The organism is Streptomyces sp. M41(2017), from assembly GCF_002078175.1.
Classification (GTDB): domain Bacteria; phylum Actinomycetota; class Actinomycetes; order Streptomycetales; family Streptomycetaceae; genus Streptomyces.
In genome coordinates this window covers 816,364-839,304 of record NZ_MWFK01000002.1, presented here as the reverse complement: position 1 = coordinate 839,304, position 22,941 = coordinate 816,364, and the positions used below count along the sequence as shown (strand labels likewise).

28 protein-coding genes are annotated in these 22,941 nt (G+C 73.2%); 19 read left to right on the top strand and 9 right to left on the bottom strand.

What is annotated here, in order from left to right; all coding sequences use genetic code 11:
* Positions 1-177: 177 nt before the first annotated feature.
* From B0675_RS29315 to B0675_RS29300, 4 genes are all read left to right on the top strand, one after another.
* Positions 178-543 carry a PRC-barrel domain-containing protein gene (locus B0675_RS29315; protein ID WP_081223954.1) on the top strand — a complete coding sequence of 122 codons (366 nt, stop codon included), beginning with the start codon at positions 178-180 and terminating at the stop codon, positions 541-543.
* Between the two features lie 156 nt (positions 544-699).
* Positions 700-1,071 (top strand): STAS domain-containing protein, encoded by a 372-nt coding sequence (locus B0675_RS29310; RefSeq protein WP_081222617.1) that lies wholly within the window; start codon positions 700-702, stop codon positions 1,069-1,071.
* Complete coding sequence (locus B0675_RS42480) at positions 1,068-1,607, top strand: ATP-binding protein (RefSeq protein ID WP_081222616.1); 540 nt, start codon at positions 1,068-1,070, stop codon at positions 1,605-1,607. Before B0675_RS29310 ends, B0675_RS42480 begins: the two co-directional genes overlap by 4 nt.
* Positions 1,608-1,970: 363 nt before the next feature.
* Positions 1,971-2,630, top strand: a complete 660-nt coding sequence (locus B0675_RS29300; protein ID WP_081222615.1) for a fasciclin domain-containing protein — start codon at positions 1,971-1,973, stop codon at positions 2,628-2,630.
* Between the two features lie 235 nt (positions 2,631-2,865).
* On the opposite strand, the gene B0675_RS29295 is transcribed toward B0675_RS29300, so the two are convergent.
* Genes B0675_RS29295 through B0675_RS29285 form a run of 3 tightly spaced genes read right to left on the bottom strand, consistent with a single transcriptional unit; the run spans position 2,866 to position 4,414 of the window.
* Positions 2,866-3,204: a hypothetical protein gene (locus B0675_RS29295; RefSeq protein WP_081222614.1), complete on the bottom strand. Its 339-nt coding sequence runs from the start codon at positions 3,202-3,204 to the stop codon at positions 2,866-2,868.
* Positions 3,201-3,836: a hypothetical protein gene (locus B0675_RS29290; protein ID WP_081223953.1), complete on the bottom strand. Its 636-nt coding sequence runs from the start codon at positions 3,834-3,836 to the stop codon at positions 3,201-3,203. The genes B0675_RS29295 and B0675_RS29290 overlap by 4 nt, the downstream gene beginning before the upstream one ends.
* Entirely contained in the window at positions 3,833-4,414 is a 582-nt protein-coding gene (locus tag B0675_RS29285) for a sigma-70 family RNA polymerase sigma factor (protein WP_241540052.1), read from the bottom strand. Before B0675_RS29285 ends, B0675_RS29290 begins: the two co-directional genes overlap by 4 nt.
* 217 nt (positions 4,415-4,631) lie before the next feature.
* On the opposite strand from B0675_RS29285, the gene B0675_RS29280 reads away from it, so the two are divergent.
* The 8 genes from B0675_RS29280 (at position 4,632) to B0675_RS29245 (ending at position 10,459) form a co-directional block, all read left to right on the top strand.
* A complete protein-coding gene (locus B0675_RS29280; protein WP_081222612.1) occupies positions 4,632-5,162 on the top strand; it encodes an Asp23/Gls24 family envelope stress response protein in 531 nt (176 codons plus the stop codon).
* 69 nt (positions 5,163-5,231) lie between these two features.
* On the top strand, positions 5,232-5,417 hold the full coding sequence (locus B0675_RS29275) for a hypothetical protein (RefSeq protein WP_081222611.1): 186 nt from the start codon (positions 5,232-5,234) through the stop codon (positions 5,415-5,417).
* Positions 5,414-6,532 (top strand): DUF6286 domain-containing protein, encoded by a 1,119-nt coding sequence (locus tag B0675_RS29270; protein ID WP_179165465.1) that lies wholly within the window; start codon positions 5,414-5,416, stop codon positions 6,530-6,532. Before B0675_RS29275 ends, B0675_RS29270 begins: the two co-directional genes overlap by 4 nt.
* Positions 6,532-7,113: a hypothetical protein gene (locus B0675_RS29265; RefSeq protein ID WP_081222610.1), complete on the top strand. Its 582-nt coding sequence runs from the start codon at positions 6,532-6,534 to the stop codon at positions 7,111-7,113. Before B0675_RS29270 ends, B0675_RS29265 begins: the two co-directional genes overlap by 1 nt.
* 100 nt (positions 7,114-7,213) lie before the next feature.
* Positions 7,214-8,017, top strand: coding sequence for a YihY/virulence factor BrkB family protein (locus tag B0675_RS29260; RefSeq protein WP_241540102.1), 804 nt, complete (start codon positions 7,214-7,216; stop codon positions 8,015-8,017).
* A gap of 77 nt (positions 8,018-8,094) precedes the next feature.
* Positions 8,095-8,373 (top strand): GlsB/YeaQ/YmgE family stress response membrane protein, encoded by a 279-nt coding sequence (locus B0675_RS29255; protein WP_081222608.1) that lies wholly within the window; start codon positions 8,095-8,097, stop codon positions 8,371-8,373.
* A gap of 223 nt (positions 8,374-8,596) precedes the next feature.
* On the top strand, positions 8,597-9,082 hold the full coding sequence (locus tag B0675_RS29250; RefSeq protein WP_081222607.1) for a DUF427 domain-containing protein: 486 nt from the start codon (positions 8,597-8,599) through the stop codon (positions 9,080-9,082).
* Positions 9,083-9,250: 168 nt separating this feature from the next.
* Positions 9,251-10,459 carry a cysteine desulfurase-like protein gene (locus B0675_RS29245; protein WP_081222606.1) on the top strand — a complete coding sequence of 403 codons (1,209 nt, stop codon included), beginning with the start codon at positions 9,251-9,253 and terminating at the stop codon, positions 10,457-10,459.
* 80 nt (positions 10,460-10,539) lie between these two features.
* On the opposite strand, the gene B0675_RS29240 is transcribed toward B0675_RS29245, so the two are convergent.
* From B0675_RS29240 to B0675_RS29225, 4 genes are all read right to left on the bottom strand, one after another.
* Entirely contained in the window at positions 10,540-11,592 is a 1,053-nt protein-coding gene (locus B0675_RS29240) for a MerR family transcriptional regulator (RefSeq protein ID WP_081222605.1), read from the bottom strand.
* Positions 11,593-11,931: 339 nt separating this feature from the next.
* Positions 11,932-12,186 (bottom strand): DUF6480 family protein, encoded by a 255-nt coding sequence (locus B0675_RS29235; RefSeq protein WP_277625267.1) that lies wholly within the window; start codon positions 12,184-12,186, stop codon positions 11,932-11,934.
* 60 nt (positions 12,187-12,246) lie between these two features.
* Positions 12,247-14,274: an NB-ARC domain-containing protein gene (locus B0675_RS29230; RefSeq protein ID WP_081222603.1), complete on the bottom strand. Its 2,028-nt coding sequence runs from the start codon at positions 14,272-14,274 to the stop codon at positions 12,247-12,249.
* Positions 14,275-14,389: 115 nt separating this feature from the next.
* Positions 14,390-15,283, bottom strand: a complete 894-nt coding sequence (locus B0675_RS29225) for an oxygenase MpaB family protein (RefSeq protein WP_081222602.1) — start codon at positions 15,281-15,283, stop codon at positions 14,390-14,392.
* A gap of 271 nt (positions 15,284-15,554) precedes the next feature.
* On the opposite strand from B0675_RS29225, the gene B0675_RS29220 reads away from it, so the two are divergent.
* The 5 genes from B0675_RS29220 (at position 15,555) to B0675_RS29205 (ending at position 18,294) form a co-directional block, all read left to right on the top strand.
* Positions 15,555-15,809 carry a WhiB family transcriptional regulator gene (locus tag B0675_RS29220; RefSeq protein WP_081222601.1) on the top strand — a complete coding sequence of 85 codons (255 nt, stop codon included), beginning with the start codon at positions 15,555-15,557 and terminating at the stop codon, positions 15,807-15,809.
* 168 nt (positions 15,810-15,977) lie between these two features.
* Entirely contained in the window at positions 15,978-16,103 is a 126-nt protein-coding gene (locus B0675_RS42475; RefSeq protein ID WP_277625263.1) for a hypothetical protein, read from the top strand.
* 69 nt (positions 16,104-16,172) lie between these two features.
* Complete coding sequence (locus B0675_RS29215; protein WP_179165464.1) at positions 16,173-16,901, top strand: DUF2071 domain-containing protein; 729 nt, start codon at positions 16,173-16,175, stop codon at positions 16,899-16,901.
* 224 nt (positions 16,902-17,125) lie between these two features.
* Positions 17,126-17,752: a sigma-70 family RNA polymerase sigma factor gene (locus B0675_RS29210; protein WP_081222599.1), complete on the top strand. Its 627-nt coding sequence runs from the start codon at positions 17,126-17,128 to the stop codon at positions 17,750-17,752.
* A 203-nt stretch (positions 17,753-17,955) separates the two neighbouring features.
* Positions 17,956-18,294: a hypothetical protein gene (locus B0675_RS29205; protein ID WP_081222598.1), complete on the top strand. Its 339-nt coding sequence runs from the start codon at positions 17,956-17,958 to the stop codon at positions 18,292-18,294.
* An 84-nt stretch (positions 18,295-18,378) separates the two neighbouring features.
* On the opposite strand, the gene B0675_RS29200 is transcribed toward B0675_RS29205, so the two are convergent.
* Positions 18,379-19,329, bottom strand: coding sequence for an NAD(P)-binding domain-containing protein (locus B0675_RS29200; RefSeq protein WP_081222597.1), 951 nt, complete (start codon positions 19,327-19,329; stop codon positions 18,379-18,381).
* Positions 19,326-20,288, bottom strand: coding sequence for an IclR family transcriptional regulator (locus B0675_RS29195; RefSeq protein WP_107482870.1), 963 nt, complete (start codon positions 20,286-20,288; stop codon positions 19,326-19,328). Before B0675_RS29195 ends, B0675_RS29200 begins: the two co-directional genes overlap by 4 nt.
* 165 nt (positions 20,289-20,453) lie before the next feature.
* Here B0675_RS29195 and B0675_RS29190 point away from each other — a divergent pair, with 165 nt between their 5' ends.
* Complete coding sequence (locus B0675_RS29190) at positions 20,454-21,845, top strand: amidohydrolase family protein (RefSeq protein ID WP_081222595.1); 1,392 nt, start codon at positions 20,454-20,456, stop codon at positions 21,843-21,845.
* The gene (locus tag B0675_RS29185; protein ID WP_081222594.1) at positions 21,842-22,921 is read left to right on the top strand and encodes a membrane dipeptidase; all 1,080 of its coding nucleotides are present in this window, start codon (positions 21,842-21,844) and stop codon (positions 22,919-22,921) included. Before B0675_RS29190 ends, B0675_RS29185 begins: the two co-directional genes overlap by 4 nt.
* The last annotated feature ends 20 nt before the right edge of the window (positions 22,922-22,941 follow it).

The following is a 22,941-nucleotide window of genomic DNA, read 5'->3' as shown; positions in this document are numbered from 1 at the left end:
GACTCCAGGAGCCGCGATTCGCAAAGAAATTCCACCGAATGCAGACCGCATAGCAGGGTATTTGCAGCTCAGAGGGTGGCACGGAGGCGGGTTCCCGCCTTCTGCCCTGCTCCCGTGCCGCATGCGCCCCTGGGCGCGTGGACGGCAGGGCGCACCGGCGAGCTGAAGGAGGACGACATGACCGTCGACAGAATCTGGTCGTACGCACCGGAGTTCAACCACCCCGAGGTGCACGAACTGGCGGGCTACAGCGTCGAGGCCACCGACGGGACCGTAGGGCATGTGGACCGGCAGGTGGACGACTCCGGGATGCGGCACCTCGTCGTCGACACCGGGGTGTGGGTGTTCGGGAAGAGCGTGCTGGTTCCCGTGGGCGTGGTCGCCGGCATCGACACCGAGTCGCAGAAGATCACCGTGGCGTGCAGCCGCGAGGAGATCAAGTCGGCGCCGAGGTTCAAGACCGACCGGGAGACGCTCGACCCGGCCTACCTCTCCAGCGTCGGCAGCTACTACCGGAGCCTGCCGCCGAGGCAGCCCGCGTGAGTCGCCGTAGGACGACGGCCGAGGGTGCGGACGCCGGGGTCCGCGGGCCCGCATCCATGAGCGGCCCTCGTGCCGAAAGGCACGGGGGACCGGCGCGGACCGCAACGCCCGGCCCGAAGGGTCTCCTTGCAGGAGCAGACGAGAAAGAGTGTTCAGATGCCCGACGGGTTGGAGGCCACCGTGACGCACGGGGCGGCCCAAGACGCCTTCGTCGTGCGCGTGGGCGGCGACATCGACTACGAGACCTCGAGCCAACTCGAAGAGGCGCTCGATCTCGCGCAGCGTGTCGGCTCGGCCCGCACGGTGGTCGACCTCTCCGGGACGGCCTTCGCGGACTCGTCGATCCTGCACGTGCTCCTCGAAGCACAGCGCGCCCACCGGGCCTCGGGCACGCTCATGGTGGTCTGCGGGCCGTTCAGTGACATCGTTCGGAGGCTGTTCGACGTGACAGGGACCGAGGGCTTCTTCGTCCTCGCCGACAGCGTCCAGGAAGCGCTGGAACTCCCGGACACGGCGAGCGAGCGATGACCCCGGCCAACCGCCCTCCCGCGGCCGACGGCAGCTTTGGAGCAGGTGGTCCGGGGGAGTCCGGGTTCACGCGCACCGGCACGACGCGTCCGGACGAGGCCCCGCAACTCGTCTCCCTCACCGAGCCGACCGCTCGTCCGCCCACGGCCGAACTCGCCGTCACCAGCGCCGCGACCGCGCGCCGTCACGTCCAGACGGTCCTGCAAGAACACCCGGGCGGCCCGGACGGCGGCGTGAAACAGGAAGCGGTCATCGACCTGCTGCTCGTCGTCTCGGAACTGGTCACGAACGCGATCCGGCACGGTGACGGGCTCGCCGGGTTCGAGGCGGCCCTGAGCGACGGCGGTGTGCGGCTGGAGGTGCGCGACCGCAGCGACGTCGTGCCCATTCACGCCTACGGCACCGGGGAGATCCCGCAGCACCGCCAGGCGAACGGGTACGGATGGCCTCTGATCATCCGGCTCTCCCGCGACATCACCATCGAACCCTGCCCGGACGGCGGGAAGTCGATCCGGGTGTTCGTCCCCCTCGGCTGAACCGATTCCGTCCCCCCCCGTCCTGGAGCCGCGGCCATCGTGCCGCGGCTTCGATGCGTTCGGGCCCGGCCGCCCAAGTGGGGTGTGTGGGCGCCTTGTCCGAAGCTGCTCGCGGTCCGGATTGGTCCCGGAATGAATTTCCCTCGAATCGGTGATTGAGGAAACTCCGACCAATCCAAGACGGCCCCGGCGCCGGATTCCCCGTGTGAGCCGAGAAACGAGGAGTTCGACAACCGCCCCCGGGCGTGCGGCAGGTGCCTCTCCGAGGACCGCCCTTTCGTTCTCCACGGTATTTCCGCTCGAAAACCACGGCATTTGCAGGCCGACGCCGCGAATGCTGCTTCGTTCCGACAGGAGAACCTCATGAGCATGCGTATCCGTCACGTCGCGGTGGCCTTCGCCACTGCCGCTGTACTGCCGATCGCCCTGACGGCCTGTTCCAGCGACAGCAAGGACAGCGACGCGTCGAGTTCGGCGAAGGCCTCGGCCTCCGCGCCGGCCTCGGACGACGCCTCCACCGGTTCGTCGGGCATGGCGGGCAGCTCGGACCAGCCGTTCGGCCCGGGATGCGCCTCGGTCCCGAAGAACGGTGCGGGATCCTTCGACGGCATGGCCAAGGACCCGGTCGCGACCGCGGCTTCGAACAACCCGGCGCTGTCCACCCTGGTGACGGCCGTGAAGAAGGCCGGTCTGGTGGACACGCTGAACAACGCGGAGAACATCACCGTGTTCGCACCCACGAACGACGCGTTCGCGAAGATTCCGAAGGCCACCCTCGACAAGGTTCTGGCCGACAAGGCTCAGCTGACGAAGATTCTGACCTACCACGTCGTGGGCCAGAAGCTCGCGCCGAAGGACCTGGAGAAGGGTTCCTTCGACACGCTGGAGAAGAGCAAGCTGACGACGAGCGGTTCGGGGGAGTCGTACACCGTGAACGACTCCGCCAAGGTGGTGTGCGGCAATGTGAAGACCGCCAATGCCAACGTGTACATCATCGACACGGTCCTGATGCCCAAGAGCTGACGCGGCGCGTCGTCGGCCCCGCGGGAGACGGCCGCGGGGCCGCCAGGGGTTTCCTGCGGCGGGCAGGAAAGGGGAGTGACCGGGACACGCGTCCGTCCCGGTCACTCCCCGTCCCCATGTCCCGATGTCTCAGGCTCGCCATGTCGCCATGTCGCCATGTCTTCATGTCTTCATGTCTTCAGCTCCCGGCATTCCGAGGGCTCTTGCACCTGCCGGGTGGGACAGGCCGGCACCGTTACACGAGTCCGGTGACGGTGACCCGTACCGAGGCCTTGCTGTCCGGGAGCAGCGTCGCCAGCGACTCCTCCAGCGCCCGGCGGGTGGCGCGGGCGACGTCCACGGTGCGGCGCTCCTTGCGCGCCACGATCCGGACGTCCACCTCCCACGGCTCGGACTCGTCGCGGCGGGTCACCCGGATCCCCGCCGTGTGCCCGCCGGAACGGCCGGCTCCCGCACCCGTGCGCGAGCGGAGCAGATCGCCGAGGCCCGGCTTGAGGAAGGCGACCCCCGAAACCTCCAGGACCGTCCGCGCCAGTGCCTCCGTCAACGTGTCGTGCACGGCGTACCGCGTCATCGGTCCCGGCCTTCCTCGACGTCGGCCACGGGGCCGGTCAGATCGGTGATACGGATGTCCACGGCCGTCACGTCCATCCCGAGGCGGCCGCGCGCCACGTCGAGCACCCGCTCCCTCACCCGCTCGGCGAGGTGCTCCAGCGCGGCGTCCACCGGGGCGACGATCTCCAGCCGCACGTCCACCCCGGCGGAACCGCCCGGCGCCGACGGTGTGCGGGGCACGATCCGGCACGAGCCCGCGCGGACCCCGGCCACCGTCTCCCCCGCGGTGCGGAGCGTCCGGGCCGCGACCGCTTCCATGATCCACAGGTCCTCGGCGGGATCACCCAGCGGGAGGGGCCTGCCCGGCCGCAACTCGACCCGGACCACGTCCATCACCCGGCGCGTCAGCGGCGTGGCGTCGTACGAGGCGACGGTGTCCGTCTCGTCGCGGAGACCGCCGACGAGGGACTCCAGCCGGGCCCACTCGTCGAGGGCCCGGCCGCAGTGCGGGCAGGCCTCCCCGTGGGCGTCGACACGGGTGGGATCCTCCGCGATCTCCCAGACCTCGGCGAGCGGACGGCCGCAGGGCAGCAGTTCGTCGTCCTCGTCGGATCCGAGCCGGCGTTCCGGCGGACCGGAGTGGTGGGTCATCGCCACGCCCCCATCGCTTGTGTCAGTCGGTGTCGTGCGCGGAAGACACGGGCGCGGACCGCCTGTTGGCTGATCCCGACGGTGTCCGCGATGAACTCGTAGGACCGGCCGTCCAGTTCACGCAGCACCCAGCAGGTGCGCTGCTCCGCCGACAGGTCCGCGAGCGCGGTCTGCAACTCGCCCAGCGCCGCCCGGGACTCCGCCAGCCGGGCCGGCGAGGCGACGTGCTCGGGAGCGGCGACCTCCGCGACCGTGTCGAGGCCGCTCTCCTGCCGCCGGGCGCGCAGCACGTTGAGGCAGCGGTGGGTGACGATCCGGTACATCCAGGTGCCGAAGGAGGACCGGCCCTGGAACTCGGGCAGCTTGCGCCACGCGCTCACGAAGGCGTCCTGCACGGCGTCCTCGGCCTCCGAACGGCTGCCCAGCAGCCGCGCCGCCAGCCCCACCAGCCGCGGGGCGTGGCGTCGTACGAGCGATTCGAAGGCCTCCTCGTCGCCCTCGGCCGCCCGTGTGGCCAGCAGGGCGTCGTCGGTCGCGGCGTCCTCCGGCTGGGTGATCTGTCTCTGGGCCCCCGGCACTCGGTGGCTCCTCTCGCTTGCCTCTGCGGGTTGGACACGCCTGAGCGGTTCCCTGTTACGCACCCGCGGCGCCCGCGGATACACCCGTTCCGTCCTCCTCTCCGGCGGAGGAGGACGTACTCCGGAAAAAGAACGTGGTCGGACCGCGTAACAGAACGGCCCGGAGCGGGTCTGTCGTGGAGAAGGCACTTCCCCCCGAGTGAAATGGGAGATCGTCATGACGACCCAGCAGGCGGCACCCGAGTCCCGCCGCGAGACCGTCCCCTCCCGTCCCGAACCGGCGCGTGTGGCGGGCGGTGCCGGGGCCACCGGATCCACCACCCTGAGCGGTGGCCAGTCCGGCGCGGGCACACCGGCCGACAGCCGGGGCAAGACGTCCATCGCCGATGTCGTCGTCGTGAAGATCGCCGGGATCGCCGCGCGTGAGATCCCCGGTGTGTACGACATGGGCGGCGGGCTGTCCCGCACGATCGGCGCGGTGCGCGACCGCGTGCCCGGCGGCCGCCCGAACGTCGGCCGCGGGGTGAAGGTCGAGGTCGGCGAGCGCCAGACCGCGATCGACCTCGACCTGGTGGTCGAGTACGGGGTGCCCATCACCGACGTCGCGCGGGACGTGCGCGAGAACGTCGTCGCCGCCGTGGAGCGCATCACCGGTCTGGAGGTCGTGGAGGTGAACGTCACGGTCAACGACGTGCATCTTCCGGAGGACGACGGTGAGGAGGCGTACGGGGACTCGCGCGTGGAATGAGAGCCCCGATCGGCCCGTGACGAACGCGCGGCCGAGGACGCCGGCCGGACCGGCGGTGAGAGGTGAGGAATGAGCAGAGCAATCGTCGGCATGTTCGTGGGAATGGCCCTGGCGTACGCCGGCTACTTCGGCGGCTTCGGCGCGTTCCTGCTGGTGGCGGCACTCGGCGCGGTCGGATACGGCGTGGGCCGCTATCTGGAGGGCGGGGTCCGTCGTGAGGACCTCCGGGACCTCTTCGAGCGGAGGAACCGATGACGGACGCGGCGGTGCGCGGCACCACCACCGTCTCGGAGAAGGCCGTACGCAAGATCGCCGAGCGTGCGGCCGCCGAGGCACTCCCGGGCTTCGCGCGTCCGTCGGCGCGCGGATCCGCCTCCGTACGGGGGCGGCGGGCCGTGGTCTCCCTCGGCGTCACCCTCCCGTACCCGGCGCCGCTCGCGTCGACCGCCGAGCGTGTCGAGCGGCACGTGACGGACCGGACCGGCCGGCTCACCGGACTGCGTCTCGAGCCCGCGCGGGTCACCGTGACCGGACTCACGGGTCCGGCCCGACCGTCCGCGCCCCCGCTCGCGAAGCCCCCCGCCTCCGGTCGCGCACCGCGGCGCTCCTGGTCGGCGCGGCGCGTGCCCGCCGTGGGACTCGCTCTCGCGGCGGCCCTCGTCTGCGGCGCCGCCGCCGTCGACGTGCTGCGGGTCCATGCCGCCGGGCAGCCGCCCGCCGCCTGGCGGACGGACCTGCTGGACACGCTGGAACGGCGCGGTCCCGCGGACCTGCCGGTCGCCTTCGGCATCGTCCTCGCGGCCGCCGGCCTCTGGCTGTGCGTGCTCGCCCTGACACCGGGGCGACGGGGCCTGCTGGGCGCCGCCTCGCCCGGCCTGCACGCCGCGGTGGACCGCACGGCGGTGGCCTCGGCGATCCGCGACGCCGTCGCGGACGTGCCCGGGACCGACACGGTCCGGGTACGCGTCGGACGCAGGCGCGCCCGCGTCAGGGTCGCACTGGCCTTCGGCGAACGTGACCGCGCGACCGAGGCAGCCGTGGCCGCGGCCCACCGGGCCATGGACGCCTGTGCGTTGCGCCGGGCTCCGCGCCTGCGCGTGACGGTGCGGCCTGCTCCGACCTGGCAGCCACCCAGCTCGGGACCAGGATCGCCGGAATCCCGGCCGACGGGACCTCGGCCCGACGAACCACGGACGGGTGAACCCGGGCCGCACGCACTGCGGTATCCGGCACCCGCGACCGGGGGACCCACGCTTGCGGGACCGCGAACCGTGGAACACCCGTCAGCGGAGCCGCGGCTCGACGGGCTCGTGCCGGCGGACCCGCCGGCCCGCTCCGAGACCGCCCGGCCCGCCGGAAGCGAGGCGTGATGGAACACCCGTCCGGCACGGTCAACCGTGCCGCACTGGCCGGGGTGGGACTCGTCCTGCTGACGGCCGGCATCTGGTCGGCGACCGCCGGCGCGTCCGTGGCGGACCGGATGCCGGGCTGGTGGCCGAGGACGGACGCCGACACCGTGTGGGTATCCGCCCGGCAGGTGGCCGAACTGCGCGACCACGCCTGGTGGGTTCCCGCCGTCGTCGCCGTGACGGCCCTCGCCTCCCTCCTCTGCCTCCTGTGGGCGGCGAGCCGGATCAGCGGGGGGACCCGCCCGCGCCTGACCCTCACCTCGCGCGGCGCCGTCCTGCGCACCCGCGCGCTCGCCGACCTCCTCACCCGGCGCACGTCCGCCGTCCCCGGCGTCGCCCACAGCCGCGTCGCCGTCCGCGCCCGCCGCGGACGGCTGTACGTACGCGCCCATGTCCGGCTCGCCCCGGACACCGCACCGAACGGAGTTCTCTTGACCCTGGCCGCGCTCATCGAGGAAGCACGGGCCGCGGCCGCACCGTGCCCGGTCCTCACCCACGTACGGATCAGCAGCCGATCCCACCGGACCGCACATGTCCGCTGAGTCGGGGCCCAACAGCGCGATCGACACCGTGCGGCCCGCCGGGCTGCCTCGCCCCCGTGCCGGCCTGTGGTGGCCGGCGCTGCGCCGCACCCCGGTGTCGATGTGGAACGACGACATCTCGGACTGGGCCGCCGCCCTGACGTACTACGCGATCCTGGCCGTCCTGCCCGCGATGCTCGTCATGGTCGTCGCCTTCGGTCTGATCAGTCCCGACACCGCGGAGCAGTTCATCGCCCACGTCACGGCGTACGCGCCCGCCCAGTCGGGTGCGGAACTGCACCAGGCGCTGGGGGAGATGCTGCGGCAGCGGTCGGCGGCCTGGACCCTGCTCGTCGCGGGGTCGGCCAGCGCGCTCTGGTCGGCCTCCAGCTACCTCGCCGTGTTCCGCCGCGCCCTGCACCGGATGCACGACGTGGCGGACCGACGGTCGGTCTGGCGCACCGCGCACCGCCTGGTGCTGACCGCGCTGGCGCTGCTCGGACTCCTCGTCGTGAGCGCGCTCGTGCTGCTGCTGACGGGCCCGGTGGCCGAGGCCACGGGCCGGCTGTTCGGCCTCGACGGGCAGGTGGCCGTGGCCTGGGGCGTGCTCCGCTGGCCCCTGTTGCTGTGCCTGGTCGCCCTGTTGGTCGTCGTGGTCTTCCACACGGGCCCGGTGGTCGCCCGTCGACGCCGCTACAGCCTGCCCGGAGGCATGCTGGCGGCGTTCCTGTGGCTGGCCGTCTCCGCCGGATTCGCCGTGTACGCCTCCGTGTTCGGCACCTACAGCAGGCTCTACGGCTCGCTCGCGGGGCTCGTCGTCTTCCTGGTCTGGCTGTGGCTGTCCAACCTCGCGCTCCTGGCCGGCGCTCAGTTCGCGGCCGAACTGAGCGAGGCCGCTACAACCGACCAGAAGGCAACAGTTTGAGTTTCGAAGGTTTGTGTCGGCCCGTTCGGCGCACACGGACTGAGGACATCACATCCTGTACGGACGGTGGAGGAACTGTGGGCATCATCGCTTGGATTCTGATCGGGTTGCTTGCCGGTGCCATCGCCAAGCTGCTCCTGCCGGGCAAGGACCCGGGCGGCATCATCATCACCATGCTGATCGGTATCGCCGGCGGCCTGCTGGGCGGCTGGCTGGGCAAGGTCATCTTCAACGTCGACTCGGTCGACGGCTTCTTCGAGGTGTCGACGTGGATCGCCGCCATCGTCGGATCGCTGATCCTGCTGATTCTGTACCGGGTGCTGACGGGCAACCGTCGTTCGCACCGACACGCCTGAGGAGCCCGTACTCCCGCAGCGCACCGACGACTCACGGCTCGGGGCCGGCAACCGGAACATCCGGACGCCGGCCCCGAGCCGTTCGTCGTGCCGAGGGAGGCCGCCCGGCCCGGCTCCCGCCGTGCCGCGCATCCGCGGTCACGGCGATCCCCGAAGTCCTCGTGAACGGCCGGGCAGGCCGGGAGCGGAGATCCGCCTCGGACAGGATCGGACAGGAGTGGTCATGGCACCGCACGGACACCGGAGCCCCGAATCGGTGTGGGACTATCCGCGTCCCCCGGCGACGGAACCGGACGAACGCCTGGTCGTCGTCGAGTGGGCGGGAACGCGGATCGCGGAGACCACCCGAGCCCTGCGGGTCCTGGAGACCAGCCACCCTCCGGTCTTCTACCTGCCCCCGGACGACGTGCGCACCGACCTGCTCCGACCCACCACGGAACGCAGCTGGTGCGAGTGGAAGGGGCCCGCGGTGTACTGGGACCTCGCCGCCGGCACCGACGTGAGCCCGAGCGCCGCGTGGAGCTACCCCGAGCCGGTGCCGGCGTACGCCCCGCTCGCCGGGTACGTCGCCTTCTATCCCACGCGCGTCGACCGGTGCACGGTCGACGGCGAGCCGGTCACGGCACAGGCGGGCGACTTCTACGGCGGTTGGATCACCGCGGAGATCCGCGGACCGTTCAAGGGCGGCCCGGGCACACGTGGTTGGTGAACCTCGCGGCACGCCCCTCCTCGCGGCGGAGGCGCCCTCCCCGTCCGCGGCCCGTCCTGCGATGATCGTCGGACACCGTGTGCCCCGTCCGGACACCGGACCGGCCCGCCCGAGCGAGGCCCGGGTCCGGCCGGCCGCGGGGCGCGACGCCGACCGTGAGGAGCCCGAGTGACCTTCGACGTCGGCGCGCTGCGCGCCGAGATCCCCGCCCTGCAGTCGGGCATCGCCCACTTCGACGGCCCGGGCGGGACACAGACCCCCGCCCGGGTCGCCCGGGCGGTCTCCGACGCGCTCACGGGGCCGCTCTCGATCAGGGGACGGCTGACGCCCGGAGAGGCGAACGCGGAGACCTGCGTGCGCGCGTTCCGGGAAGCGATGGCCGACCTGGTGGGCGCCGATCCCTCCGGCGTCGTCTTCGGCCGCAGCGCCACCCAGCTCACGTACGACTTCGCGCACACCCTGGCGAAGGACTGGGGACCCGGGGACGAGGTCGTGGTCAGCCGGCTCGATCACGACGCGAACATCCGGCCCTGGATCCAGGCGGCGGAGCGGGCCGGGGCCGAGGTGCGCTGGGCGGACTTCGATCCGGCGACGGGCGAACTCCCGCCCGCGGCCGTGGGCGAGCTGCTGACGGACCGCACCCGGCTCGTCGCCGTGACCGCCGCGTCGAACCTGATCGGCACGGTCCCCGACATCGCCGCGATCGCCGAACTCGTCCACCGCCGCCCGCGGGCCCTGCTCCACGTGGACGGAGTGCACTACGCCGCCCACGCGTTCGTGGACCTCGAACGGCTCGGCGCCGACCTCTTCGTCTGCTCCCCCTACAAGTTCCTCGGCCCGCACCACGGTGTCCTGGCCGCTTCTCCTCGCCTGCTGGAGGGGCTGCGCCCGGACAAGCTGCTGCCGTCCACCGACGCCGTGCCCGAGCGCTTCGAACTCGGCACGCTGCCCTACGAGGTGCTGGCGGGCACCACGGCCGCCGTCGACCTCCTCGCCGGTCTCGCATCGGAGGCGACGGGGGGCCGCAGGGACCGCCTCCGGTCCGCCTTCGCGGCCGTCGGGCGCCACGAGGACGCGCTGCGCGAGGAGGTGGAGTCGGGGCTGGACGCGCTGCCCGGCGTGATCGTCCACTCCCGCGCCGCCGACCGCACGCCCACGCTGCTGGTGACGTTCGAGGACCGGGACACGGCCGACGCCTACCGGTTCCTGGCGGACCGGGGTGTGCACGCGCCCGCGGGATCATTCTACGCGCTGGAGGCGTCCCGGCACCTCGGGCTCGGCGACACGGGCGGACTCCGTGTCGGCCTGTCGCCGTACAACGACAAGGACGACGTGGCACGGCTGTTGGAGGGCCTCGCCGCGTTCCTCGGGTCGTAGCGCGACGCGGGAAGGGGGGAGGCTGTTGCCGCCGAGGGGGAGAGGGCGCGGCGGCAGCGGACAGTGGCGCCCGGGACGGGTCAGTGCTCGGGGGCGCCGATCAGGCGCAGCGCGTCGGCCAGGTGGCGGGGGCGGAGGAGGCCCGGACCCGACTGCCTGCCCCAGCCGGGTCCGCTCAGCAGGACCTGGCTCTGGGTCCGCGCACCTCGGACGCCCCAGCGGGTGGCGGCGATGTGCCGGGCCAGTGGCAGGTTGGCGGTGCCCGACGACTGCGACCACAGGACCACCGCCGAGGGGCCGACGCGGTGGAACGCCGTCATCAGCGCCTCCGGCGGCACGGCACCGCCGAGCATGAGGACCGGGATCCCGCGTTCCGCCAGCGCCGCGTTGAGCGCCTCCAGCGGCAGGGTGTGCGGCTCGCCCGGAAGGCAGGCGAGCAGGACGGGCGAGGTGTCGTCGTCGCGTCCGTGGCCCGCCGCGGCCACGTACACGTGCCGCAGGGTGGCGGAGACGTGCCAGGACAGGAGGTGTTCGACCTCGACGTACCGGTCGCCCGACGACTCCCACTTGCGGCCCACCGCGCGCAGCGTGGGCACCATGACCTCCTCCCACGCCTTGGCCAGACCGTGCGCCCGCACCGCCGCCGTCAACTGCTCCTGGATGGCGGAGGCGTCCAGACGTACGGCGGCGCGTGCGAGCCCCCGGCACTCCTGGCGCACGTCGCCGAGCGGCAGTCCGGAGGGCGACCGCGAGGCATTGGGCCGCTCCCGCGGGGGTGTTGCCGACGGCCGTTCCGGGAAGCGGACGCCGGCCGGTGGCCGCGCGAGCGCGACAGGGGAGCCGGGGGCCCCGCGCCGGGCCGTCTCCTTCGCGGTGCGCGCGGCCTCGGCGGGGGGCAGGCCGACCGCCGTGAGCCGGCACATCTCCTGGACCATGGCGACGTCGTCGGGGGACCAGCGGCGATGCCGCCCGTCGGGGCGCACGGCGGGACCCAGCCCGTACCGACGGTCCCAGGACCGCAAGGTGGTCGGTGACACCCCGAGCTTCCTGGCCAGGAAGCCGGTGGTCACTCCCGCGTCGGCGCCCTCGCCGCTCTCGGTGTCCGCGTCGTCCGCGCGGGCGCTCAGCTCCATGCGCCGACCCCCTGGAACATGCCGGGCTCGGCGGTCGCGCGGCGGTCCACGGGTGCGGCCCGGTTCGGGCCGGCGGGCTCCGGCGCACGGCGGCACAGGGTCATGGCAGGGGCTCGCCTCGCTTCCGAAGCCGTCCGGGACCGGCTGGTCCGCCGGGCTCACCCCTCCTTCGGCCCGAGGGCGCGGGACGGATGCAGTGACGGGCACCGGTGTGCGCCGAGGGGTGCGTCGACGGGGAGACCGGCCCGACCGGCGGACGGGGTACGTGTCGTGCCGGGTACGGCAGAACGTCCTCCCCGCGGAGCGCGAGGGCTCCGCGGGGAGGACGTGTGCGCCGGGTCAGAGGCCGCTGATCCTCGCCACGAAGAAGGCGGCGATGATCAGCGAGCCGATGACGATCAGCCCGAGCCAGAAATAGGGGTGTTCCCAGATCCCGCCGTCCGGCCGCTCCTGGTGCGCTTCCGCGATGGAGCCCTCGGCGGGCGGGGTCTCTCCTGGTGGTACGAGTGGATGTGCCATCTCTCCACCGTCCGCCCGAACGGGTGAGGGCGCATCTTCGCGGCGGCGACGTCTCCCGCGTCCGGCGTGGCGCAGAGGCCGGGCGGGTCCGCCCCAAGCAGCGCCGGAGCCGCTCCCCGGACGCCTGGCCCGCTCTCAGGCCCCCCGGCCGGAACCGTCGAGCAGGTGGCGCAGCACCGCTTCGGGGTCGGAGAGTGCCGAGCGCAGCAGCGCTTCCTCGTACCCGTCGTCGCCCAGCAGGGAACGGGCCGTGTGCTCGTAGCGTTCGCGGACCGGCCCGAGTTCGGGTGTGCCGCGCTGCGGGTGGCCCACCGCGCTCCAGTACGTCTCACCGGCACCGAAGGCGGCGACCGCCCGCTCTGCCGCGCCCTGCGCCGCCAGGGCGGAGGCGAGCAGGTCCAGGCCCAGCGCCAGGCCGAAGCTGTCCCCGATCCGGCGCTTGCCGTCCAGCATCGACAGGGCGTGGGCGGAGGCGTCCTCGGCACGGTCGGCGAAGAGGGAGATGAGCGCCAACTGGTAGTCGGCGTACGAGCGGGTCCACCACTCGCCGCGCCGCACGCAGCCGCTCCGCAGTTCCTCCGCCTCCCGGCGCGCGTCGTCGAGCAGCCCCTCGGCCGTCAGGGCGAAGACCCGCACCAGGTGACACAGGAGGTGTCCCGCCGAGGTGAAAGCGGTTCCGCCGGCGCCCCGCAGAGCGCCGTCCACGTGATGTCTGGCCGTCATGGGCCGGCCCTGGAGGAGGTGGGCCAGGCCCAGCAGATACGTGGCGTGCAGCGACCCGTCCACATCGTCCGCGAGGTCCGCGCGCCGTTGGCAGAACTCGGCGAGCTGGCGGGCCGCCTCGTGCTCGCCGCGGAGTGCACGGTTCACGCCGAGCGCCCACAGGGCCCGCGTTCGTTCCGGCCCGGAGGCGTCGGACAGGGCCAGGGCGTCCTCCAGGTAGGCCGAGGCCTCCCGCAGATGGCCGCAGCAGCTCCACGGGAAGCCGAGCAGTCCGATCAAATCGAGGGCCGTGTCTGGCCGAGCGTCGAGGAGATGGTCGAGCGCCGCGCACAGATCGGTGTGTGCCGCGTCCAGGCGGGCGTACCAGTGGGCCTGCCGGTCGCCCAGCCAGTTGTCGTGGGACGCGCGGGCCATCGTCAGGAAGTGGTCCGCGTGCCGTCGCGCCAACTCTGCGCTCTCACCGAGGTGTTCGAGCCACATGGTGCCGTATTCCCGGACGGTGTCGAGCATCCGGTGGGTGTCGCCGAGGCGGGTCAGGACCGATTTCCTCATCAGGCCCTCAAGGGCCCGGTCGACGTCCTCCGCCGCGAGGGGGCCACCGGCGCACACGGTGCGGGCCGTGTCGGCGTCGACGCCGTCCCGGAACACCGACATCCGCGCCCACAGCAGACGTTCGGCGGGCGTGCACAGCTCGTGGCTCCAGCCGATCGTGGTGCGCACGGCGCGGTGCCGCGGGGGTCCGGCGAGGACGGTGTCGGCGGCGATGTCCAGCCGCAGGCCCAGTTCCAGGTCGACCTCCGCGACCGTGCGCTGCGTCAGCTGACCCGCGATCAGTTCCACGGCCAGGGGCATCCCTTCGAGCCGCTGGCACAGCCGGGCGACGGTCACCATGTCCGCCGGGGCCGACACCGGGGTTCCCGCGGCCGCGGCCCGTCGGCAGAACATCTCGACGGCGTCCGTCGAGGGCGGCAACGGGTCGACGGCGACGACGTGTTCACCGGGGACGCCGAGCGGTTCCCTGCTGGTCGCGAGGACGGTCAGCCGAGGGCAGGAGAGCACCAGGCGGGCCACCATGCGTCGGCACGGGCCGACCAGGTGCTCGCAGGAGTCCAGTACGAGCAGGACGTCCTTGCCGGCCAGCCAGTCGGCCAAGGAGTCCATCGCCATGTTCGTCGTGTGGTCGGAGAAGTCCACCGCGTCGGCCACGGTGGCGACGAGCAGACGGTCGTCCTGCAGGGGCCAGAGGTCGGCCCAGGCCACCCCGCCCCCGCCGGAGCCGAGGTGCTGGTCCGCCGCGTGAAGGGCCAGACGGCTCTTCCCCACGCCGCCGGCTCCGGTCAGGGTGACGACGCGGTGTTCGTGCAACGCCTTGGCGAGATGGGCGAGTTCGGCCCCCCGTCCGACGAAGTCGGGCGGGACGGACGGCAGGTTTCTCAACACGCGGACAGTCTTTCGGCCTTGGGTCCTCCACGGCACGGACTTCGCCGACTCGGTCCCCGGGTTGTGTACGGCAGGGAACGGTGCGCCCGGGCGGGCACTCCGTCTCGGTCGCGGTTCACCCGGCGGTCGCCGGGGCGGGGGCGGCCGGGCGCGACGGCGCCATCGCCCAGCGGACGACCGAGGTGACGGCGCAGCCGAGCGGACGGACGCACACGGTGTCGACCAACGGCAGCCGGGGCAGACGTAGTTCGGCGGCGGCCCAGGAGGGCAGCAGGGACACCGCGTTCGCCGCGAGGACCCCGTACGGGAGGCGCACGGCCAGCGGCACGGGCGGGTTCAGCAGGAGGAACCGGGCGGCCTCCCGGGCCTCCGGGGTGGCACGCACCTCGCCGCGGTAGGAGTCCAGCCGTTCGGCGAGTTCGGCGCGGTTCGTCGGTGGGTCCGCGACGCCCAGCGCGGTGGCCACGCGTGCGGTGTCGGCGACGTAGCCGTCGCATCCCTCGTCGGTCAACGGACGTACGCCGTACCGCTGGTGTGCGCGCAGAAAGCTGTCGACCTCCGCGACGTGGACCCAGCCGAGGAGGTGAGGATCCGCCGCGTGGTACGGCGTGCCCTCCGAGGTCGTGCCGCGGACCCGCTCGTGGACGGCGCGCACCCGCTCGCAGGCCTCCTGGGCGCTCTCCGCGGTCCCGTACGTCGTCGTGGCGAGGAAGGTGCTCGTGCGCTGGAGGCGTCCCCACGGGTCTCCGCGGAATCCCGAGTGGGCGGACACGGCCGCCATGGCGAGCGGGTGGAGCGACTGGAGCAGCAGGGCGGAGAGCCCGCCGATGAACATGGACGCGTCCCCGTGCACCGTGCGGATGGGCCGGTCCGGGCCGAACCAGCGGGGTCCTGGCGTGTCGTGGATCCGGGCGCGGTTCTTCGGCCCCTCGGGACCCGCGACGCGGGCGAAGAGCGCGCTGCCCAGCCGCTCCCGTACTCCGGCGGTGTCCGGTCCGGTGACTCTCATGGGACGGGCGGCCTCCCTCCGTGTCGTCCTCCGGGCGGCCCGCGTCGCACGGCGGACCGACCCCCGGTGCATTCGCCGGGGCGCGACCGGGCGGATGCAGCCCGTGACGGCGAGTTCCGGCCCGTCACGGGAACCGGCCGAGGCACTCCCCAGCATGGCCGAATTCGTCGGGAAAGCCTAGATTGATGCCTACCTCTGCCGGGTCCGGCGGTGCCAGGAGCACCGCGGAGACGACCTGCCCGCGAGCGCGCGGCGACCGGCGGAGGACCGGATGAGTCAGAACTGGCGTGAATCGGCGGCCTGTCGCACCGAGGATCCGGAACTCTTCTTCCCCCTCGGTGAGGACGGCCCGTCCAGAGGGCAGATCGAGCAGGCCCGCGCGGTCTGTCACCGCTGCCCGGTGCTGAGCGCGTGCGCGAGCTGGGCCCTGCTGAACGCGGAGTACGACGGGGTCTGGGGCGGCACGACGGCGGCCGAGCGCCGTGCCCTGAGACTCCGCGCCGCCTCGGGGCGTCCCGACCCCTGACGGGCGCGGCCACCACCGGCCTGCGCCCGCGGATGCGGCAAGCGCACGGCTACCCCGCCCGTCCGCGGAGGGCGCCCCTCAGCGCCGCATCCGGGCGTCGATCACGGGCCGAATAGGCAGACGAACTGGACCGCCCGGAGAACCGAACCGGGCCGTGGGAGGTACGGCATGCGGATCTGGGGTGCGCGGATGCAGGTGGCCGGATCGCTCGGAGCGACCGGAGCGCTCGGCGTGCTCGGCGGTGCCCGGTCGGGGCGGCCGAGCGGTGGCGCGACCTCCGGCGTGGCCCGGTAGCCGGGGCGGACGGCGAGTCACGTGTCCGCCCGTGGAGTATCCCGACAGCACCACCGGACCGCGCGTCCCGTGGAGCCGGTCACGCCGCTGGCGCCGAGACAGGTGCGGCGGACGCTGTTCCGGCAGAACTGGCGCGACCTGGTGTTCCTGCACTGGCCGACGGACCCCTTCCAGGTGGCCGGGCTGCTGCCGCCCGGAACCGTCCCCGACCTGCTCAACGGCCGTACGTACGTCGGGCTGGTCTTCTTCCGGCTGCGTGACCTCACCCTGGGCGGCACACCGGCCGTCCCGTACGTGGGCTCCTTCGACGAGGTCAACGTCCGGCTCTACAGCAGGGACGCCCAGGGGCGCCGCGGTGTGGTGTTCCGCTCACTGGAGTGCGACCGGTTGCTGCCCGTGCTGGCGGCCGACGCGTCCTTCCGGCTTCCCTACCGGTGGTCGCGCATCCGCAGCCAGTGGTTCGACACCCGCCTGCTGTACCGCACCAGCCGCCGCGGGGCGCCCGAGGCCCGGGCGCGGGTGTGGCTCGACGTCGGCACCGAGCCCGTCGCACCCGACCCGGTCGAGGAGTTCCTGACGAACCGCTGGGGACTGCACGGACGGGCCTTCGGGAGGTCGTACTACCTGCCGAACACCCATCCGGCGTGGACGTTCCGCCGCTGCGCCCTGCTCGACTGGGAGGACTCGCTCATCGCGGCGGCCGGTCTGTCCGAGCCGTGCGAGCAGCCGATCAGTGTGCTGTACGCGCCCGGTGTGCCGGTGCGGTTCGGCACCCCGACACTCCTTCCCGGGACGTGAGGCGCGGACGGTGCGAAGGCCGGAAGGCCCGGCGGAGAGCAATGCGATGCAGAGTCGATGCAAGTTGCCCTGGTGCATCGATATTGCGGATGGTGGCAGAGCCGGAACCCGCGGATCCACGCCGCGCGACCGGCACGCCCGACGCCTTCGGAACGGTGCTGCCACGAGGAACGGCCGCAGGACCGGAGGCGGGACGCCACCCCACGGTCCGAGGAGCAGTCGCCATGACCGCACAGCAGACCACCGAGCAGCCGCCGTACGGCTCTCCGCGGACGGCTCCGGTACAGGAGTCGCTCGACGACGAGGAACTCGCCGCCGCGTTCGTCCGCGGCGACGAGCTGGCGCTCGCCGCCGCCTATCACCGCTGGGGCCGGCTCGTGTACACCCTGGCCCGGCGGTCCCTGGGAGACGCGGCGGAGGCGGAGGACGTCAGCCAGGTGGTGTTCCTGGCCGCCTGGCGGGGGAGGGCCGGGTACGCGCCCGAGCGCGGTGCTCTCGCGGCCTGGTTCGTCGGGATCACCCGGCGCAAGATCGCGGACGCGTTGTCGGCCCGCACCCGTCGCGCCGACCTGGTGGCGGCCGCCGGTGCCGTGATGGCGCTGCGCACGCAGGACCGGTCCGGCGAACCGGACGCCGTCCTGGACCGCGTGCTGGTCGGCCACGAGCTGTCGAAACTCCCCCCGGCGCAGCGGCGGGTGCTCAGCCTCGCCTTCTACGACGACCTCACCCAGACCCAGATCGCCCAGGTCACCGGCCTGCCGCTGGGCACGGTCAAGAGTCACGCCCGCCGCGGCCTGCACGGCCTGAGCCGCTGCCTCCAGGACGCCCGGGAGGACGGGCTGCGCGCGTGAGGTGACGCCGGCCGGCGTCACCGTCCCGCCGGAGGTGCTGCCTTCGGTGATCCGGGAGCGGCCCCTGGGCGGCGGTGCGCGGGCGGACGTCGTGCCGGGTCGGTGCATCCGACGGGACGGCGGGCCCCGAAGCAGGGGCGAAGGACGGATGTCACGGTCCGGGGTTCCGCCCGCGAGCCGCTTGTGGCGCCAGGGGAAGCCGGATGCCGGCGACATCCGCGCGGCGGATCCAGCAGGTGAAGAGGTGGCACATGAGCGGCGCCCGGCTGTCGGGCCATCTCCCGCCCGCGGACCTCGCCCAGCACGTTCTCGACGGGGCGCGCACACCGTGGCCGCCCGCGATGCTGGACCACCTCGGACGGTGCGCCTCCTGCCGCGACCGCGTCCGCGCCTTCGAGCGTGTCGCCGCTGCGGCCCGTGGCGGCCTTCCCCCCGAACCGCTGGTGAGCCCGCCCGCCCGTGTATGGGAGGCGATCCTCGCCGAGGTGCGCGCCGAGCGGACCGGCCCCGCACCCGACACCCGTCGCCGCCGGTCCGGTTGAACACCGCGGTGCGCGAGGCCTGTCGAGTGCCCCCACCCCGTGCGTCGGTACGCCCGCGGACGCCGAACGCCTCCGCGTGAACGTCTACAGGCTGAGCCGGGTGCCCCACCCCTCCGCGACCGCGACGGCGTGCGCGACATGGGCCGCCGCGACATCGAGCGCGGCGTGCCCGGTCGACTTGAACAGCGTGAGCTCGACGTCGTCGCGGCGGCCGGGGAGGTCACCGGCGAGGACCGCGCCGAGCGGTGTCACCGGCCGCTCCGCCGGAAGGCCCTGCAATTCGTGTGCGCCGGACGGCGGCCGGGTCGTGGCGGCTCCGGACCATTCCGCGAAGAGAGTGGCGTCGCGGACGGTCGCCGCGTCCAGTTCCGGACCGTGGGAGCCGCCCACCGAGCTGATGTGCGCGCCGACGGCGAGCCAGTCCCGGTCGATCACGGGTCGCACGGCTCCGGTGCAGCAGAACACCGTTCCGGCTTCGCGGACGGCGTCCTCGATGCTCCGCGCGGCCCGGCCCGCGGGGTGGAGTGCCGCCGCGCTCGCCACCCGCTCGGGGTCACGGCCGGCCACCCGGACGGGGGTCTTCGGGTCGAGCGCCGCGAGCAGGGTCACCTGGGCCCGTGCCTGGGCGCCGGTTCCGACGACGGCCACCGGGCTCCCGTCCGCGCGGGCCAGGGTGCGGGCACTGATCGTCGCGCTCGCCGCGGTGCGGATCTCGGTGAGGGGTTCGGCGTCCATCAGGGCCAGCGGACGGCCGTCCACCGCGTCGAACAGCGCGACGACGCCGAGGTGACTGCTGCGCCCGGGCCGCTCGGGGTCGGCGAACACGGAGACGAGTTTGGCGGCGAGCCCGAGGCCGGGCACGTGACCGGGCATGGCGCCGAGCAGACCGCCCGGAGCGTGCGCCGCGATCCGTGGCGGCGCGGAGACCTCGTCCCGGCCGACGGCGATCAAGGCCGTCGCGACGGCGTCCATCACCCGTCGAGGATCGAGCGCGGCCCGTGTCTGCGCGCCGTCCAGGAACCGGATCTCGCTCATGACTGACCTTCAGGGGAGGGGGAGGGGGAGGGGGATGGGGAGCGGGAGACGGAGGGGGACGGTGTCACGGTCGCCGACTCGATCGGGTCCGTGACGTGCAGGCCGCCGGCGCGGTGGTCTCCGGCCGTCGGACTCTCGGCCGCGGCACCCGCCGCGTCGATCGAGGGCGCCGCCGAAGCCGTGGGCGCAGCGGCGGACGGTGAGAGCGGAGCGGATCCGGGACCGGAGAGGATCCGGCCCAGTTCGTCCGTCGCCTCGCGCAGCAACTCCTGGAGCAGGCCGAGACGGTTCTCGTCGATCTCCGCACCCAGGCCGACCAGGGTCACGGCGCACACCGGGGCGCCCGGACGGGTGACGACCGCGCGGCCGAGCGAGGCGACGGGCTGTTCATTGCGCCCGTACTCGACGGCGAACCCAGTGCGTGCGGTCCGTTCGACGTCGGCCAGCAGCCCGTCGGGTCCGTCCAGCGGGTGACCGTCCGCCTCGGCGGTCCGCAGATAGGGGGCGCGGTCGGCCGGTTCGAGCGCGGCGACCAGCGCGAGCGGGCCGGCGAACCGGTGGACGGGCAGCGCCTCGCCCATCAGCCGGCTGATCATCGCCAGGCGGTCGGGGCGTACGGCGTCGATCACACGGGACCGGTCGGCCTCCGGCACCTGGAGGTTGACCATCATGCCGGTGCGCTCCGACAGCCTGTCGAGCACCGGCCGGGCGAGCGCGCCGAGCGAGTTCCTGGCGGCCGAGGACGACAACCGCAGGACGGCCGTGCCGGGCAGATAGCGGTCGCCCGCGCGCAGTACCCAGCCGCGCCGGACCAGGTCGACGAGCACCCGGTAGGCGGTCGCCCGGTGCAGACCGACCTCCTCGGCCAGGTCGGTGAGGCGCGGTGGCCGGTCCGCGCGCGCCACGGCCTCGACGAGGTCGAGGGCCTTGTCCACCGCGGTCCGTGTCTCTGCGGGCAATTCCGGCCCCTCCTTGTGATGCCGTCGGATGCGAGCGTACGGTAACGCATGTTGCGGAAGACGATACGTCTGTTACGCACACCGTAACAAGATCCGGGTGGTGTCGACCGGGCGGACAGGAGTCCGACCGCGACGCGGTTCAGGCACGGCTATGACGAGGTGAAGATGACGGACGAGGTTTCGGGCGCACCGGCCCCGCACGCGCCCGCGGTGGAGGGAACCGTCGCGGTGTACCGCGGCGCGACGCTGTTCGACGGGACCGGGCGTCCCGCGCGGCCCGGCACGTCGATCGTGGTCGACGGTCAGGTCGTCCGCGCCGTCGGCGACGACGCCGCGATCGCGGCCGAACTGCCCGCCGACGCGCAGGTCTTCGACCTCGACGGCGGCTTCGTCGTGCCCGGACTGATCGACGCGCACCAGCACATCGCGACGCCGCCCGACCGCCCCGCGGCGGAGGCCGTGCTGCGTCGACTCGTGTACAGCGGCGTCACCGCCATCCGTGACATGGCCGACGACCTGCGCCAGGTCGGTGACCTGGCGCGGGCGACGCTCGTCGGCGAGATCCCCGGTCCCGACATCCGGTACGCCGCGCTCATGGCGGGCCCCGGCTTCTTCGACGACCCGCGCACCCACCAGGTGTCGCAGGGCGAGACGCCCGGCGCCGTGCCGTGGATGCAGGCGATCACGAAGGACACCGATCTGCCCCTGGCGGTCGCTCTGGCCCGCGGAACCCACGCCGTCGCGATCAAGGTGTACGCGGACCTCGACCACACCACCGTCGCCGCCGTGACCGCCGAGGCACACCGCCAGGGCGTTCCCGTCTGGGCCCACGCGACCGTCTTCCCGGCCTCGCCCGGCGAGATCGTCGAAGCCGGCGCGGACAGCGTCTCGCACGTCACCCTGCTCGCCTTCGAGGGCACGGACGAACCCCTCACGAGCTACAAGCACAAACCCCGCGTCGCGTACGAGAGGTTCGCCGCCGGCGACGACCCGCGCATCGAGGAACTGTTCGCCCTGATGCGACGGCGCGGGACCGTCCTCGACGCCACCGCCGGCATGTGGGCGAGCGAGGCCCTCGCGGGCGACGGCCCCGAGGACGCCGAGCGGGCCGCGGCCAACACCGAACTCGCCGCCGTCCTCACCGCGCAGGCCCACCGGGCCGGCGTCGACATCGCGACCGGCACGGACTACGAGACCGACCCCGGGGAGCCCTTCCCGGCGCTCTTCGAGGAGTTGTCCTTCCTCGTGCGCCGCTGCGGCATGACACCCGCCGAGGTGCTCCGCTCGGCCACAGTCGTAGGTGCCCGCAGCGCGGGAGCCGAGGACGTCATGGGCAGCGTCGAAGCGGGAAAGCTCGCCAACTTCGTGGTCCTGGCGGACGATCCGCTGCGGGACATCGAGAACCTGCGGAGTGTCACGCTGACCGTCAAACGCGGCCACCGCTTCGAGCGCCGTGCCTTCGACGGCACCGACTCCGGCGCGCGGCGGACCGCCGCCGTCCCGTCCCCCGAGGCCGAAGCGCCCGGACCGACCCACCGTGCCGAGGAGACCCGATGACCACCCTCCCCCTGATCGTCAACGCGCTCGGACAGCTCGACAACCCGAACGCTCCCCGGTCGGCCGAGGCGGCAGCCGAGTTGAACCCGTCCAGCGAGCAACTGACCATCGACGCGCGCACCCTGGCCGACGCCCACGCCTCGGGTCTCACCGCCGTCAACATCACCCTCGGCTACACCATGGGGGACCTGCCCCCGTACGAGCACACGCTGCACGAGATCGACGTCTGGGACGGGATCATCCGCGACCACGCGGCGGACCTCCTCAAGGTCCGCACGGTCGCCGACGTCCACCGCGCCCGGCGGGAAGGGCGGATCGGTGTCATCTACGGTTTCCAGAACGCGGTCGCCGTCGGGAACGACACGAGCCGCGTCGCCACCTTCGCGGAGCGCGGCGTACGGGTCGTCCAGCTCACGTACAACCAGGCCAACCACATCGGCGACGGCTCGATGGCTCCCGAGAACCGGGGGCTGACCGACTTCGGCCGCGGTCTCGTCGAGGCCCTCGACGAGCACCACCTCATGGTGGACCTCTCCCACAGCGGTGAACGCACCTGCCTGGAGGCCGCCAAGACCGCCCGGCTCCCCGTGTCGATCAACCACACCGGCTGCCGCGCCCTCGCCGACCTGCCCCGCAACAAGACGGACGAGGAACTGCGCCTGGTGGCCTCGCGCGGCGGTTTCGTGGGCATCTACTTCATGCCGTTCCTGAACCCGTCCGGCCACGCGAGCGCCGCCGACGTCGTCGAGCACATCGTCCACGCGGTGAACGTGTGCGGCGAGGACCACGTCGGCATCGGCACCGACGGCACGGTCACCTCCATCGACGACCTCGACGCCTACCGCGCGCACCTCGCCGAACACGTGGCCCTGCGGCGCGAGGCCGGCGTCGGCGCGGCCGGAGAACGGGACGACACGCTGCCGTTCGTGCTCGACCTCCGCGGAGTCGACCAGTTCCGTGACCTGATCCGCCTCCTGGAGCAGCGGGGTTACAGCTCCGGGCGCATCGAGAAGATCCTCGGCACGAACTTCCTCGACTACGCGGACCGGGTGTGGGCGCCGGAGGCCTCGCGGTAGCCCGGACGCGCCCCGCCCGC